The following is a 15,207-nucleotide window of genomic DNA, read 5'->3' as shown; positions in this document are numbered from 1 at the left end:
GGAAGAACAGCATGAGTGAAGGGATCGAAGCCATAATCAAGACAGCCAAGGGGGTAAGGGAAGCCCGTGATTATAGCGGAACTGCTTCAATTACTACGGCTAACAACAAGAGAAAGACAGATTCAGTATTCTGGAAAAAGCTTCTGTATGACTGGGTAGCCGGGGCAGCCATTCCCGTAGCGGTGCTGGCCGTGTGGCAGCTTGCCGGGAGCGCAGGCTGGATCTCGCCGGAGTTTCTTCCGGCACCGCTGACGATCCTCTCTGCATTTGCGGATCTGACCGTTAAGGGAGAACTCGTCCATCATGTGGGTGTCAGCATTGGACGGGCGGGCATCGGGTTCCTGATTGGAGGTATTCTCGGCTTGCTGCTGGGGACATTGACCGGCCTGTTCCGCAGCGCAGCCTATCTGCTGGACCCAAGTGTTCAGATTCTGCGGCTGGTTCCGCATCTGGCGATTGCCCCGCTAATTATTCTGTGGTTTGGCTTCGGCGAGATCTCGAAGGTGGTTATTATCATGAGCGGCTCCTTCTTCCCGCTCTATGTTAATACCTTCATGGGCATCCGGGGAGTGGATAACAAGTTGTTCGAAGTGGCCCGGGTGCTCGGCTTCAGTCCGCTGCAGAAGCTGCGGCGGCTGATCCTGCCGGCTGCGCTGCCCGGCATTCTCCTGGGACTGCGCCTGTCGATGGCTGTGGCCTGGATCGGTCTGGTGGTTGCTGAACTGATCGGATCACAGTCCGGGGTTGGATTTCTCATTAATGAAGCGAAGCAGAATTCCAATACGGCAGTGATTTTTGTCGGAATACTTATTTTCGCCGTGGTCGGCAAGCTAATCGATTCTCTATTCCGCGTCATCGAACGCAAATTCCTGTACTGGCGTGACAGCTATCAAGGTTGAAGACGGGCTAATGAAACGCTAACGCTAATGAAACCAAGGGGGCAACAACATGAGCCAACCGGCACTGAAGGAAGCATTGAAACTGACGGCAGATGTACTGGTAATCGGCGGAGGTCCGGCAGGAACATGGGCGGCACTTACAGCCGCAGCCAAGGGAGTGAAGGTGATTCTGGCCGATAAAGGATACTGCGGCTCCAGCGGCGCGACTGCCCCGTCGGGCACAGGAGTATGGTACGTGAAGCCGGAGGAGGAGCTGCGCGAGGCCGCGAAGGCCAGCCGTTATGCTATGGGCGGTAAGCTGGCAGAGCACCGCTGGATGGACCGGGTGCTGGACCGTACTTATGAGAATATGAACAGACTGGGTGTCAGCGGCTATCCGTTCCCGGTGGATGAGGAAGGCAATCCATACCGGCGGGGCCTGCAGGGACCTGAATATATGCGTCTGATGCGCAAGCTGGTGAAGAAGGCAGGTGTGAAGATTCTGGACCACAGTCCCGTGCTGGAGCTGCTCGCCGATGAGCACGGGGTAGCCGGAGCGGCCGGCGTGCAGACCCAGAACGGAGAAGCTTGGAGTGTGCATGCCGGGGCGGTGGTTATCGCTACCGGGGGCTGCGCTTTCCTCAGTAAGGCGCTGGGCTGCAACGTCCTGACGGGTGATGGTTACTTATTCGCTGCGGAAGCAGGAGCGAGCCTGTCCGGCATGGAGTTCTCCAATGCCTATGCGATCTGCCCGACCTTCTCCTCTGTAACGAAGACCGCATATTATAGCTATGCCAGCTTCTATTATGAGGACGGCAGCGTGGTGGAAGGAGCGGGCTCCAAGAAGGGCCGCTCGGTCATTGCCCGGAATCTGCTGGCGGGCCGCCAGGTGTTCGCGAAGCTTGACGGAGCCGATGAGGCTTTGCAGCCGCTGCTGCGGGTGGCGCAGACGAATTTCTTCCTGCCGTTCGACCGGCGGGGAATTAATCCCTTCAAGGATCTTTTCCCGGTAACCTTGCGGCTGGAGGGGACCGTCCGGGGGACCGGCGGCATCCGGATTACGGATGAGCAGTGCGGCACAGGCGTGCCCGGCTTGTACGCGGCGGGAGATGCCGCCACCCGCGAGCTGATCTGCGGCGGGTTCACCGGAGGCGGCAGCCATAATGCCGCCTGGGCCATGTCTTCCGGCTCCTTCGCCGGAGAAGGGGCTGCGGCTTATGCCGCAGGACTTGGCCGGCATGCCAGCCATCGGACACCTTCCGGCTTGTCCTCTTCCCCGCTGGTTCATGGGGAAGTCCGGGCAGGCGCAGCTGCCAGAACCGCAGAATATGTGGAGGCTGTGCAGGCAGAAGTCAAACCGTACGATATTAATCTGTTCCGTACAGAGCAGGGGCTGGCCTCTTCGCTGGAACGTCTGGACGGACTATGGAAGGAGCAGCGCAGCCGGGAAATCCAGCGCACGCCGGAAGGTGTAAAGGCGCGTGAAGCCGAAGCGATGACGGCGACGGCACGCTGGATGTACAGCTCCGCACTGACCCGCACCGAGACCCGGGGAATGCACAAACGGGAGGACTTCAAGGGAAGTGATGACAGCCAGCATCACCGTTTGATCAGCGGCGGACTGGATCAGGTATGGGTGAAGACAGAAGAGGTAGCGAAGGAGAGTGTATTGTTGTGATTGAAGTCATCAGCGCTGACCGGTGTATAGAATGCAACCAATGCGTATCCGTCTGCCCGACCAATGTATTCGACCGGGTAGAGAACGGAATTCCCGTGATCGCCCGGCAGAGCGACTGCCAGACCTGCTTCATGTGTGAGCTGTATTGTCCGGTGGATGCGCTGTATGTTGCTCCGGATTCCGAGGGAATTACCGGGATTACAGAGGCAGAGCTGGAGGAGCAAGGCCTGCTTGGAGGCTACCGCGAGAAGGTAGGCTGGGGCAAGGGCAGACAGCCGGTGGCTAGTCATGACTTCATGGTGAAGCTGGCGGCGCGGGCAGGATTCTGATTTCTGATATGCGATAACAACATCCAGTAGACGACTGAGGGGAGAATACAGCAATGAGCAGATTGTACAGAGAGATTACAGGTATATGGAGCAAAAGGGGACGCCTCACGCTGATTACAGGTGTGGTGATGATCATGCTGGTACTACAGGCTTGCGGCAATAATACAGGCTCGGGGAGCAACTCGGCAGCAGGCAGTGGAGGTACCAATACCGCTGAAGCGGCTGGCGGTAAGGCTGCAAGCAATGTTCCGGCCGTGTTGAATTTCGGCTACATCGGCTCCAATAAGCTGAATCTGCCGGGAGGCGCGGAAGGCTGGGGCCTTTACAAGGGCATTATTCAGGAAGAGCTGAAACCATACGGAATTACCGAAATCAAGCTGACAGGCTTCCCGAACGGGCCGGATCAGACGGAATCCTTAATCAGCGGAAGACTCGATTTCGGCAGCCTCGGGGATACCCCGGCGATTATCGCCTACGCCTCAGGAGCCAAGACCCGGCTGATCGCCCAGACTTCAGCGCATACAGTCGGTTATCTGATCGGCAAGAAGGACGGGCCGAAGACGGTGCAGGACCTGAAGGGCAAGACGATTGCCATCCAAAAAGGTTCGTTTATGCACCGTTATGTAGTCGGCTTGCTGAAGCAGGAGGGCGTAACTGATTATAAGCTGGTTCACATGCTGATTCCCGATGCAAGCGCAGCACTGGCCCGCGGCGATGTAGACGCGACCACCAATAACGGTGTGGCGGCGCTTAAGCAGATTGAGCAGGGGTACACCCATTTGGATGATGCCTCGCAGCATCCGGATCTGCTCGGTAGCAGCGCTACCGTAGTGTCAGAGGAGTACCTTGCGAAATTCCCGGATTTCCCCAAGGTCTGGAATGCGGCCCGGGAGAAGGCACTGGCCGACCTGAAGCAGCATGAAGATGAATATTATGCATTCCTGGCTGAGATCGGAGATACCACCCCGGAGCTCGCGAAGCAGGTCAATCCAATCAGTGATATCAAGGATACAGCCTTCACAGATGACGGCATTAAGCTGCTGGAGGGCACCAAGAACTTCCTCGTCGATGAGAAGCTGGCCAAGAAGGATTTCAATATTAGCGATTGGCAGCTCAAGTAATGTTCAGAGGACCGAAAGAGGAGGAAGCGGAATGCCGCAGCAACAGCAGGCTACAACAGATGTTCTAGTGCTGGGTGGAGGCCCGGCCGGAGCATGGGCGGCATGGAGTGCAGCTTCTCAGGGAGCGAAAGTGATCCTGGCCGATAAGGGATATCTCGGAACCAGCGGGGCTACCGCGCCGGGGGGAACGACGCTGCTGGTGATTCCGCCGGTAGCCGAGCTGCGGGAGCAGGCCGTGCAGGACAGACTTAAGGCCGGCGGCTATCTCTCGGAGAATGCCTGGATACACCGTGTGCTGGATCAGGTCGAGCAGAATCTGCAGCTGGTAGAGGAATGGGGGTATCCCTTCCCGAAGGATGAGGAGGGCAGGCCGCTGCGGACGCATCTGCATGGCCCGGAATACATGAGGATTATGCGCAGAGTGGTGCGCAAGGCGGGAGTGCGCATCTGGGATCAATCTCCGGCACTGGAGCTGCTCCATGATCAGCACGGCGTGGGTGGCGCCCGCGGAATCAACCGCCTGACCGGAGAGAGCTGGGAAGTGAAGGCGAATGCGGTGATTATGGCTACGGGCGGCTGTACCTTCCTCAGCAAAGGGCTGGGCTGTAATGTGCTTACCGGTGAAGGGCTGCTGATGTCAGCCGAAGCCGGTGCCGAGCTGTCGGGCATGGAATTCACCCGGCAATATGCTCCGAGCTTCGCGGATGGAACGGTCACCCGCGGGCGGATGCTGGCCTGGGCCACGCTGTATGATGTTGCGGGCAGGCCGCTGCACCGGGGTGACCGCACCTTCGGCAGCATTCCCGAGCTGATGCTGAAGGGCCCGGTCTATGCTTCTCTGGATTTGGCAGATACGAAGGAGAAGCAGGACTTCCTCCGCAACGCCCATCCGATCTTCTTCATGCCGCTGGAGCGGGCGGGGATTAATCCGTTCAAGGATAAATTTCCGCTTACGCTCCGCTATGAAGGCACGATGCGCGGCACGGGCGGCCTGCGCCTGACCGGCCCCGGGTGTGAAACCTCGGTGCCGGGGCTGTATGCGGCAGGCGACGCCGCCTCCCGCGAGAAAGTGACCGGCGCCATCTCCGGCGGCGGCGCCTACAATGCATCCTGGGCCATCTGCAGCGGCAGCTGGGCAGGACGAAGCGCGGCGCGGCTCGCTCTGCAGCAGCCGCATCCGGCGGAGCGCCGGATGCTCCGCGCGGCGGGCCGCTACGGCATGCCGGCTGGCGCCGGCACGGCAAGGACGCTGGACGCGAAGCCGCTGATCGCGGCGGTCCAGCAGGAGATCCTGCCGCTGCGGATCAATTACTTCCGCAGCGAGCCCGTGGTCGCTGCCGCCCTGCAGCGCCTGAACCGCCTGATGCCCGAGCTGGGCGGGCAGGTGCCTGCCACGGTTCAGGGCATCGTGCAGTCACGTGAAGCGGCCGCTATGCTGAATGTCGGCCGCTGGATTTACACTGCTGCGCTGGCCCGCAAGGAGAGCCGCGGCCTGCAGCGCCTGGCCGAGTATCCGGCGCTGGACCCGCGCCAGACCCACCGCCTGATTCTCTCCGGCGTTAATACGATCGGTATCCGCACGGAAAGTGTGCCTCATGCCCATGAGCTGCGGATTCCGGGAGAGGAGCGGGCCATATGATTGAGCTGGTTAGCCAGGACCGCTGCATCGGCTGCAGGCTGTGCGTGAAGGTCTGTCCGACGAATGTCTTCGCGATGGAGGGCAAGCTTGCCGTCATTGCCCGCCAGGAGGATTGCCAGACCTGCTTCATGTGCGAAGCTTATTGTCCTGTCGATGCATTGTATGTGGCACCGCAGGCAGATAAGTCTGCGAACCCGGATGAGCAGGAGCTGATTGAATCCGGCCGGCTGGGCAGCTGGCGGAAGGAGATCGGCTGGAATCCGGGGGCGGAGGACACGATGGCAGAACGGGACACGACACCGTTCTTCGAGGTCTTCACCGAAGCTTACCGCGGCAAGCAGCAAGAGATAGGCAAGTGAATTCACAGGTGTTCCGCAGCCATGCCGGCAGCGGAACACCTTTTTGTATATAATCGCTTCTGACTGACGGGTGCATGTTCTTGTACGTTTCGGCCGTGTCTAAGTAATATGACATAATTTGGGCAATACTAGGAGCACGCCGATACATATAGAAGCAGGCTAAGCTGCTGCAGAAAAATATAAATTATTTTAATATATACTAACTGGGCGGTTGAGATTATACTAAGTTGAACGAACCGTTTCTTCAGCAGGCGGAGCGTCTCCCCAAATCTACACACAGACACTAGAATATTATGCTGGAGGAAATTGAATGAGCACTACAGAACTTACTAGCCAACTTTCCAGTTTCACAGGAAGGCTACTGCGGGAACGTTTCGGGAAGGGACCTGAATCGATACATGCCTCTATCGGGGAGCAATGTATAGCACTGCATATCCGTAATTTCATCGGACCTGTGGAGAGGTTTTTATTGAATAAGGAAGAAGAACAGGCGTTTCGTTATACACGGGAGCTTCTGATGAAGTCCCTGCTTCCCGAACTTGCAGCGTACCTGAAGGAGAGCCTGGCTATTGAGGTCGGCGAGCTTTTTTATGATTGGGGCATTCATAACGCATCGGGGATGATCGTGGCGCTCATCAAGAATGACGACGTACCGATTGATGATTATGCCGGGCGCGAGGAAGTCCATACCCAGATTAACGAGGTGACCAGGAAGGTCCAAAAGGAACCGGTCCATACAGACTCCTGGTGGCTGGGACCCCGCATTCTGATTATCAAGCGCGAAGGCATCATGATTCCTTTGGAGAAGGAATTGATTGGCCTCGGCTATGAGAATACGCTTAAGACTACCAAGCGCAAGATGGAGAAGAGGTATTTGGATGATACCACCACTATAGCCCAGATGCTCGGCAAAGAGCTGGCGGATATTTATGTGGATTGGGATTTCGACAAAGATACCAGCGTGATAGCCTATACTTTTCAATGAAGTCTAACCATATATGAGGTGGAAATGAGTCGGACATGCAAATGAGCCGAACATGAGCCGAAGAAGGGGGAATCGTCCCTTTCTTCGGTTTTTTTATTTTCTGCCCATCTGCCGTTAGGGGTGCTGAGACTTTTTAGGAGGATAAGCTGGATGGAGGAGTGCAAGTGGACGGTATTATATGTAGAAGATAATCAGCTCAATATGGCCCTAGTACATCATATCTTCAAAAGAAATCTGCCCTCCGTATTACTGCTGAAGGCTGATACGGCAGAGCTTGGACTCCAAATAGCGCGGGAAGCTCTGCCGGATCTGATCATCCTGGACATCGGGCTTCCCGGACTTAACGGGTATGAAGCTCTGGAAATACTGCAGCAGGATCAGGCAACTTGTCATATTCCGGTGCTGGCGACGAGTGCGTTTGCGCAAAGCTCGGATATTGAGAAGGCCCGGAAGAAGGGGTTTGCCGAATATATCACCAAGCCCTTTCAGGTTAAAGCGTTCACCGAAACCGTGAAAAGGCTGCTCTACGGAGAAGACCTGCAGAAGATTTAGCTTGAAATAGCAACAGGGGATTCATTAAGGTGGGGAGCTGGGGAGATCTCTGTCTGGCGGCGGGTTCACGGGCTGCTGTAATCCGCTGAATAAGGAATTGTCAGTATTCGACATAATGATTTGACTTTCGCCCGATTATGCAAGATATTTATATTGCAGATTTAATATAAAGGAATTGCATCTAATACTTCACAAACGGGCGGTGGATCTTATGCTAGGGCAGCATACGGAGACGTCTTCTCCATTTGAACAGGCATTTAAGACAGGAACTGCCGGAGTAGCCTTTCTCTCCATGGCTGAAGAATGGATGAAAGTGAATCCGGCGGTAACCCTCTTGCTCGGATATTCCGAAGAGCAGTTGCTGGGACGCAGCTTCCAAGCGTTCTGGGATGAAGATAGCCTGCACATACATAGTTACAGGATGGGGAGCCTCAGGACAGGAGCAGCCCCTTTTTTTGAAGCCGAAATTAAGCTGCGCCATGCGGATGGCTCTGCGGTTCCGGTGCTGCTGCATGTGGCGAGGGTGAGCGAGCCTTCGACGGGAGAGGGGCTGTATTATATCGTTCACTTGGCTGGAGGGCAGCTTGCGGCACCGGCTAAGGCACTTCCCGGACCGTCTGAGCGGCTGTACGAGCTGATTGCCGGCAACATCAGGGACATTGTGTACTATGCTGCGCCGGGTTCAGTCTGCCGCTATTGCTCCCCTTCAGTGGAAGAGGTGCTCGGGTACAGACCGGAGGAGCTGATCGGCCGGGATAACAGCAGACTGGTTCATTCTGAGGATCTGGCCTTAATCAGTGCGCAGCAGATGGCTGACTCGCCTGATGTCCAGCTGCGGATATTACATGCGAACGGCCAATATATCTGGATTGAATTCTCTCTGAGAACGGTGGAAGACGGCGGGGAGCGCGGGGTGCTGGCTGTCGGCCGCGATGTGACCCGGCGCAAGATTGTGGAGCAGAAGCTTCAGGAATCGGTCGAGCGTTATACCTCGCTGAAGAAATATAATCATGACGCGATCATATCGCTGGACCTGGAAGGCCATATTATTAACGGGAATGAACAGGCGGTAAGGCTGACGGGGTATACGATCCCCGAGATGGTGGGCATGAGTGTCAGCCGGATCATCGGCGAGCGGCAGCTGCAGAATGTACTCGGTCCCCGCCGGCGGAGCGGCTCCGTGGGACAGGATATCAACCTGATCTGGCATAAGGACGGGCATTCTGTGGAGGTCCTGACTACCCTTGCGCCGATTATTATCAACCAGTCTACCGTAGGCTTTTATATTATCGTCAAGGATATTACCGAGCAGAAGAAGCTGCTGATTGCCAAGGAGACCGCAGAGAATACGAACCGCGCCAAAAGTGAGTTCCTGGCCATGATGAGCCACGAAATCCGTACTCCGATGAACGGGGTGATCGGGATGACCGACCTGCTGCTGGAGAGCAGTGAGCCGGGTTCGCAGCAGCGGGAGTTCCTGGAGATTATCCGCCAGAGCGGTGAATCCCTGCTGAATATCATCAACGACATTCTCGATCTCTCCAAGATTGAGGCAGGCAAAATCTCACTCCAAGACGAGCCGTTCATCCTCCGGCACTGTATGGATTCCGCACTGGAGCTGCTTCAGCTCAAGGCGGAGCGCAAAGGGCTGACCCTCAGCGTGGAGACGGAGCCGGATGTGCCGCAGCGGCTGATCGGGGACGGGGAGCGGCTGAAGCAGGTGCTGCTCAATCTGGCCGGCAATGCCGTGAAATTCACCTGTACCGGCGGGGTAAAGGTAGGCGTGAAGCGCATTGCCGATGGCCTGGCAGGCGTAACGCTCCAGTTCACCGTGGCGGATACGGGGAGCGGGATTCCCGAGGAGGCCCGCAGCCGCTTGTTCGAGCCGTTCTATCAGATGGAGCATTTCAGGGGCCGCCAGGGTGAAGGCACCGGTCTGGGGCTGGCGATCAGCAAGCAATTGGTCGAGCGGATGGGCGGAGAGATCTATCTGGATACAGCAGCCGGGCAGGGGGCGACCTTTGTGTTCACCGTGGTCCTCCGGACAGAAGCGCAGTCGCTTCCGGCTGACGGGCCGGATGCGAACCTGCCGGAGCCGCAATCAGAAGGCCGGTCCCTGCATATTCTGGTAGCCGAGGACAATGTGATCAACCAGATCGTCCTGCGCAAAATTCTGGAGAAGCGCGGCTTCGCCGTCGATGTGGCCGAGGATGGGCGGCAGGCGGTCGATATGACGGCCCGGCATGGCTATGATCTGATCTTCATGGATGTGCAGATGCCCGGGATGAACGGCCTGGAGGCCACAGCTGCCATTAGGGCAGAGCAGCCGGCAGACCGGCAGCCGGTCATTGTTGCAGTGACGGCCAACGCGCTCAAGGGCGACCGGGAGCTATGCCTTGAAGCAGGGATGGATGAGTATATTAGCAAGCCGCTGAGAAGCGACAGCATTGTGAAAGTAATCGGGAAATTTTTTGCGGAACAGGAATAAGCAGACCTCTCTTCACAAAATAATCACAATGCTGAGTTAAAGCTGCAATGCAGTGCTGTGATGTCTTGCATATGGAAGTCTTTTTGATTAAGATAGCAGAAACTGGTGCATAAGCAGCACCGATATACCTTGTAATGACAATGACGAAGAGAGTAAGCACTTCATAGCGTATTTTAACAGGGAAGGCGTGCCGGAGACTGAGAGCACCCCCATTAGACGCTTAGTGCCGAAGTTCACTTCCGAGTCGGTCCCTGAAGTACACTGCTGCAGCAGTTATGGGTAGGGTGGCCCGCTTCCTGCGTTAACGGATGTAAGACAGAATGAATCGACTGGCCGGTATCCTTCAGGTATGCCGTCATGTGCTGATGCGTCAGCAGGATTCAGTTCTAAATAAGGGTGGTACCACGGCTCCTCGTCCCTTGCGGCGGGGGGTCTTTTTGCGTTCGTTCATAGCCTTAACTATTAATATCACAAAGGAGTGTCTTGGAATGAGTAATGTGGAATTGGATGATCTGAGAGCAAGATTGGATGAGATTAACGGTCAGCTGCTGGAGCTGATCTCGGAGCGTGCCGGAATCGTTCAGGAGATTGGGGTGCTCAAAGAGAAGCAAGGCGTGCCGAAGTTCGATCCTGAACGGGAGAAGGCGATGCTGGAGAAAATGGTCGCAGGCAATAAAGGACCGTTCACGAATGGAACCATCCGTACGCTGTTCAAGCAGATTTTCTCAGCTTCGCTTGATCTGCAAAGTACGGAGCATAAGAAGACCCTGCTGGTAGCGCGTAAAGACCATGCGGAGGATACAGTTATTGAGCTGCCGGGCGGCGTTACAGTAGGCGGGTTATCCTCCCTGATGGTAGCTGGCCCATGTTCGGTGGAGAGCGAGCTGCAGACCCGTACGGTGGCTGCGGCCCTGCAGAAGGCGGGCGTCAAGGTTATGCGCGGCGGCGCCTTCAAGCCCCGGACCTCCCCTTATGATTTCCAGGGACTGGGCATGGATGGGCTGCGGATTCTGCGTGAAGCGGCGAATGAATACGGGCTGCTGACGATCAGTGAGATTGTCGATCCCCGGCATATTGAAGAAGCGCTGGATTATGTGGATGTCATTCAGGTCGGCGCGCGGAACATGCACAACTTCGAGCTGCTTAAGGCGGTAGGGGAAGTGAACAAACCGGTGCTGCTGAAGCGCGGACTATCTGCCACGCTGGATGAATTCGTCCATGCGGCAGAATATATTATGTCCCGCGGCAATATGGAGATTATGCTGATTGAACGCGGTATCCGCACCTATGAGCGGTCGACGCGCAATACGCTGGATATCTCGGCGGTACCGATTCTTAAGCAGGAATGCCATCTGCCGGTGCTGGTCGATGTCACCCATTCCACCGGACGCAAGGACATTCTGATCCCGTGTGCCAAGGCTGCGCTTGCTGCCGGAGCCGACGGTATTATGGTGGAGGTGCATCCTGATCCGGCTACAGCCTTGTCTGATGCGGCGCAGCAGCTTAATATTGAGGAGTTCAACACCTTCTTCAATGAGGTGAAGGCCTCCGGATTATACCGTTAAGTGAAACAGGGTGAATTCAGGTAACAGGAGGAACTGAAATTTTGAAGCAAATCGTCTCATACAACAACGGTTGGTTCTCCAACACACGGAGTGATATTTTATCGGGCATGACCGTGGCTATTGCCTTAATTCCTGAAGCGATTGCTTTCTCCATCCTTGCTGGCGTAAGCCCTATGGTTGGTTTGTACGCCTCCTTCTGTATCGCTATTGTAACAGCCTTCGCCGGCGGGCGGCCGGGGATGATCTCGGCGGCGACAGGAGCGATGGCGCTGCTGGTCGGCAGTCTGGTGCTGTCGCACGGCATTGAGTATCTGTTCGCGGCTACGGTGCTGGCTGGCATCCTGCAGATTGTGATGGGGCTGCTGAAGCTGGGCCGGTTCATCACCTTCCTGCCGCAGCCGGTCATGACCGGCTTTGTCAACGCGCTGGCGATTCTGATCTTTATGGCTCAGCTCGTGCATTTTGAGGGACAGGGCTGGATCATGTACGCACTTGTGGCTCTTACGCTGGTCATCATCTATACGGTTCCCCGGATCACCAAGGCGGTGCCATCGGCGCTGGTCGCCATTGTCGTAGTCTCGGTCCTCAGCATTGTGCTGGGTCTGGATGTAAGAACCGTGGGCGATATGGGGACTATTAATTCAGCGCTGCCGGTATTCCATCTGCCGAGCCTTCCCTTGACGCTGGATACACTGCTGATTATACTGCCGTATTCGCTCTCACTCGCGGTCGTCGGATTACTGGAATCGCTGATGACAGCCACGCTGATTGATGATATCACAGGCACCGGCAGCGACAAGAACCGGGAAGCGAAGGGGCAGGGGCTGGCCAACATCGTGACCGGCTTCTTCGGAGGCATGGCAGGCTGCGCGATGATCGGCCAGTCGATGGTCAATATGAAATCGGGCGGACGGACACGCTTGTCCACTTTTGTCTCCGGGATCTTCCTATTGTTCCTGATTCTTGTGCTGGGTGATGTTGTTAAGCAGATTCCTATGGGCGCACTGGTCGGTGTAATGATTATGGTCTGCATCAGCACCTTTGAATGGAAGTCCCTGACCTCCTTGCGGAGAGTTCCGCTAAGCGATGCCCTGGTCATGGTGGTCACTGTGGTTACAGTAGTAGCTACCGATAACCTGTCGATCGGCGTGCTGTTCGGCGTGCTGCTGAGTGCTTTGTCTTTTGCCTGGAAAATCGCTTCCCTTCAGCTGAATGTTCATACTACGGCATCTGTAACGACTTATCGGGTATCGGGCCAGCTGTTCTTTGGAACCACGAGCCATTTCGTGAATGAATTCATGTATGACAGTGATCCGGCGCAGGTCATTATCGATTTCAGCCGTTCCCATGTGTGGGATCAGTCGGCGGTGGGGGCCATTGCCAAGACGATGGACAAATACGCGGCATTGGGTACTAAGGTCACTCTCACAGGTCTAAATGAAGAAAGTGCCCGGCTGGTGCAGCGGGTTGGATTGTCGTCTTCGGGCGGCCATTGACGAATCAAGGACAGAAGGCTGTTTTTGGAGCGATTAGGCTTCAGAAGCAGTCTTTTTTTGACAATTAATAATGTAAAGGATTCATCCTACAAATTTTAATCGTCTACGCCGTCTTTGGAAAAGGGTTTTTGAAAAGTTTGTCGAAATTTTCCGGTAGAGGGACATTTGTCATTGCTTCTTCGGATGGCCCTACTATAACCACGCAATTGTGATGCGCGAAAGGGAAGGCCTCCATGTTTTCTTTTATCCGAACCAGACTGATTGCCCGTATTCTCTGTGTTATGACCGTAGTGATTCTCTGCATTACAGCAGGCAATGCCGCCATTCAGTGGGTGAACACCGGATCAGCGGTCAAAGGGACGATCAGCAGCTACAACATGAGTATTGCCAGCCATTATGTGACGCAGATTGATGCCGGGCGCTACAGTGAATTCCTGGCCGATCCGCAGGAGTCGGACCTGTATTGGTCGCTCCGCAATGAACTGGATCAGTTCCGGAAGTCGATTGGTGCCCGTTATGTATATTTTGTGCGGATTGATGATGCCCGCCAGCCGCAGCTGATGATTGACGGCAGGCCGGAGGGAGACCCGCTGGCTTCGGGGATTAATGAGAGTACTGATATGCCAGCGGCCGCAGTTACGGCTGTGCTTGCCGGAGAGAATGCCAGCACGCCGCTGATCAGCAATCCCGAATACGGGGATTATATCTCAGCATTCGTTCCTATGAAGGACAGCGGCGGGAAGCTGGTCGGGGCGCTGGGCATTGATACCGATGTTGCTGTACTGAGTACGCTGACCCGTGATGTCCTGATGGAGAGCCTGCCGCTCTATAGTATTATTCTAGCTCTGTCTCTGGGCGCACTCGCGGTGCTGGCCTGGTTCGTCTCCCGGTCCTTGCGTCCGCTGGTGACGATTACAGAGAGCGCGGGCACGATGGCTGAAGGGGATCTCGCCGGGGCAGCCCGTATCCTGCATGCCCGTCCGGTCAACTCCCGGGATGAGATTGGCAGGGCTTATCAGGCGATGCTCCAGATGTCAGGGGATCTGAATGCCAGAGTGAAAGGGATGGTATCCGGGGTGTCTACCGCATCTGACAGTCTCTACGGCTCCTCCGAGACCTTCGCCAGGAATGCCGATGATGTGCTGAAGATGAGTGAGACGGTGAGCGGCAGAATCAGCAATATCCATGCCGGGGCTAACTCACAGACGGAAGGCGCACAGAGCAGCGCAGTAGCCATGGATGAGATGGCGCTGGGCATCTCGCGCATCTCGGAGGCCTCGGCAGCGGTCTCGGAATTCGCAGTCAAGGCGCTGGACATTGCAGAGGCGTCACAGACGGCGATGAACCACACCAATCAGCAGATGAAATCGATCTCTGTATCCACCGGGGAGACGCTGGATATTGTGCTGCGGCTGCAAGGGTACACGGATGAGATTGAAGGTGCGCTGGCTGCGATCAGGCAGTCTGCGGATCAGACGAAGCTGCTGGCGTTGAATGCTTCCATTGAGGCGGCGCGTGCGGGGGAGCACGGCAGAGGCTTCACTGTCGTAGCCGGTGAAGTACGCAAGCTGGCGGAAGGCTCCGCAGCCTCGGCCGAGCGGGTGACCGAGCTGCTGCTGCACATCAGCCAGGCTTCGGCAAGCATCGGGGTTCAGATGACGGAAGCGTCCGCTGAAGTGCAGGAAGGGGTGCGGATGTCAGCCGAAGCGGAGGCTGCTCTGCTGGAGGCCTCCGCCGCCTTCCGCGAGGTGGCCGGACAGATCATTGATGTGTCGGCGACCGCCGAGCAGCTCTCCGCCGGCTCGGAGGAGGTTGCGGCAGCGGTGGGCAGCATGGCCGATATTGCCGGAGAGGTCTCGGAGCAGACCCGGGAGATCCGTGAGCTGACTGATCTGCAATTGGCGCGAATCAAAGAAGTCTACGAGGCTTCGCTGAGCGTCAGCGCGAGTACAGGCGATCTGCGGGAGGCCATCCGGCAGGTGAATGTATAGGGCTAAGGGTTCGGTGCGCTTGATCTATGCTGCCCGGAGCGGATACGGATTAGCAGATGTTATGCCCTCCAGCTTTCAAAAGCGTCCGACTATTGGTATGATACAAGGGATGTGAACATCTATTAC

12 protein-coding genes are annotated in these 15,207 nt (G+C 56.3%); all 12 read left to right on the top strand.

Features of this window, described 5'->3' with window-relative positions; all coding sequences use genetic code 11:
- The first annotated feature begins 11 nt into the window (after window positions 1-11).
- The 12 genes from NYE26_RS26800 (at window position 12) to NYE26_RS26745 (ending at window position 15,081) form a co-directional block, all read left to right on the top strand.
- Window positions 12-899, top strand: a complete 888-nt coding sequence (locus NYE26_RS26800) for an ABC transporter permease (RefSeq protein ID WP_339251439.1) — start codon at window positions 12-14, stop codon at window positions 897-899.
- Between the two features lie 49 nt (window positions 900-948).
- The gene (locus tag NYE26_RS26795) at window positions 949-2,556 is read left to right on the top strand and encodes an FAD-binding protein (protein WP_339251437.1); all 1,608 of its coding nucleotides are present in this window, start codon (window positions 949-951) and stop codon (window positions 2,554-2,556) included.
- The gene (locus tag NYE26_RS26790; RefSeq protein WP_339251435.1) at window positions 2,553-2,885 is read left to right on the top strand and encodes a ferredoxin family protein; all 333 of its coding nucleotides are present in this window, start codon (window positions 2,553-2,555) and stop codon (window positions 2,883-2,885) included. The genes NYE26_RS26795 and NYE26_RS26790 overlap by 4 nt, the downstream gene beginning before the upstream one ends.
- Before the next feature lie 53 nt (window positions 2,886-2,938).
- On the top strand, window positions 2,939-4,006 hold the full coding sequence (locus NYE26_RS26785; protein WP_339251433.1) for an ABC transporter substrate-binding protein: 1,068 nt from the start codon (window positions 2,939-2,941) through the stop codon (window positions 4,004-4,006).
- A 31-nt stretch (window positions 4,007-4,037) separates the two neighbouring features.
- Entirely contained in the window at window positions 4,038-5,645 is a 1,608-nt protein-coding gene (locus NYE26_RS26780; RefSeq protein WP_339251431.1) for an FAD-binding protein, read from the top strand.
- On the top strand, window positions 5,642-6,004 hold the full coding sequence (locus tag NYE26_RS26775; protein WP_209876726.1) for a ferredoxin family protein: 363 nt from the start codon (window positions 5,642-5,644) through the stop codon (window positions 6,002-6,004). The genes NYE26_RS26780 and NYE26_RS26775 overlap by 4 nt, the downstream gene beginning before the upstream one ends.
- Window positions 6,005-6,314: 310 nt before the next feature.
- Window positions 6,315-6,989, top strand: coding sequence for a Na-translocating system protein MpsC family protein (locus NYE26_RS26770; RefSeq protein ID WP_339251428.1), 675 nt, complete (start codon window positions 6,315-6,317; stop codon window positions 6,987-6,989).
- Window positions 6,990-7,139: 150 nt separating this feature from the next.
- Window positions 7,140-7,541, top strand: coding sequence for a response regulator (locus NYE26_RS26765; protein WP_339251426.1), 402 nt, complete (start codon window positions 7,140-7,142; stop codon window positions 7,539-7,541).
- Between the two features lie 211 nt (window positions 7,542-7,752).
- Window positions 7,753-10,029, top strand: coding sequence for a PAS domain S-box protein (locus NYE26_RS26760; protein WP_339251424.1), 2,277 nt, complete (start codon window positions 7,753-7,755; stop codon window positions 10,027-10,029).
- Between the two features lie 488 nt (window positions 10,030-10,517).
- The gene (locus tag NYE26_RS26755; protein ID WP_036730419.1) at window positions 10,518-11,594 is read left to right on the top strand and encodes a bifunctional 3-deoxy-7-phosphoheptulonate synthase/chorismate mutase; all 1,077 of its coding nucleotides are present in this window, start codon (window positions 10,518-10,520) and stop codon (window positions 11,592-11,594) included.
- 38 nt (window positions 11,595-11,632) lie between these two features.
- Window positions 11,633-13,090 carry a SulP family inorganic anion transporter gene (locus NYE26_RS26750; protein ID WP_339257626.1) on the top strand — a complete coding sequence of 486 codons (1,458 nt, stop codon included), beginning with the start codon at window positions 11,633-11,635 and terminating at the stop codon, window positions 13,088-13,090.
- A gap of 233 nt (window positions 13,091-13,323) precedes the next feature.
- A complete protein-coding gene (locus tag NYE26_RS26745) occupies window positions 13,324-15,081 on the top strand; it encodes a methyl-accepting chemotaxis protein (protein WP_339251422.1) in 1,758 nt (585 codons plus the stop codon).
- Window positions 15,082-15,207 lie beyond the last annotated feature (126 nt).

The organism is Paenibacillus sp. FSL P2-0136 (assembly GCF_037975325.1).
Classification (GTDB): Bacteria; Bacillota; Bacilli; order Paenibacillales; family Paenibacillaceae; genus Paenibacillus_AQ; species Paenibacillus_AQ silagei.
The sequence above is the reverse complement of the archived record's forward strand: the minus strand, read 5'-3'. Positions and strand labels throughout refer to the sequence as shown.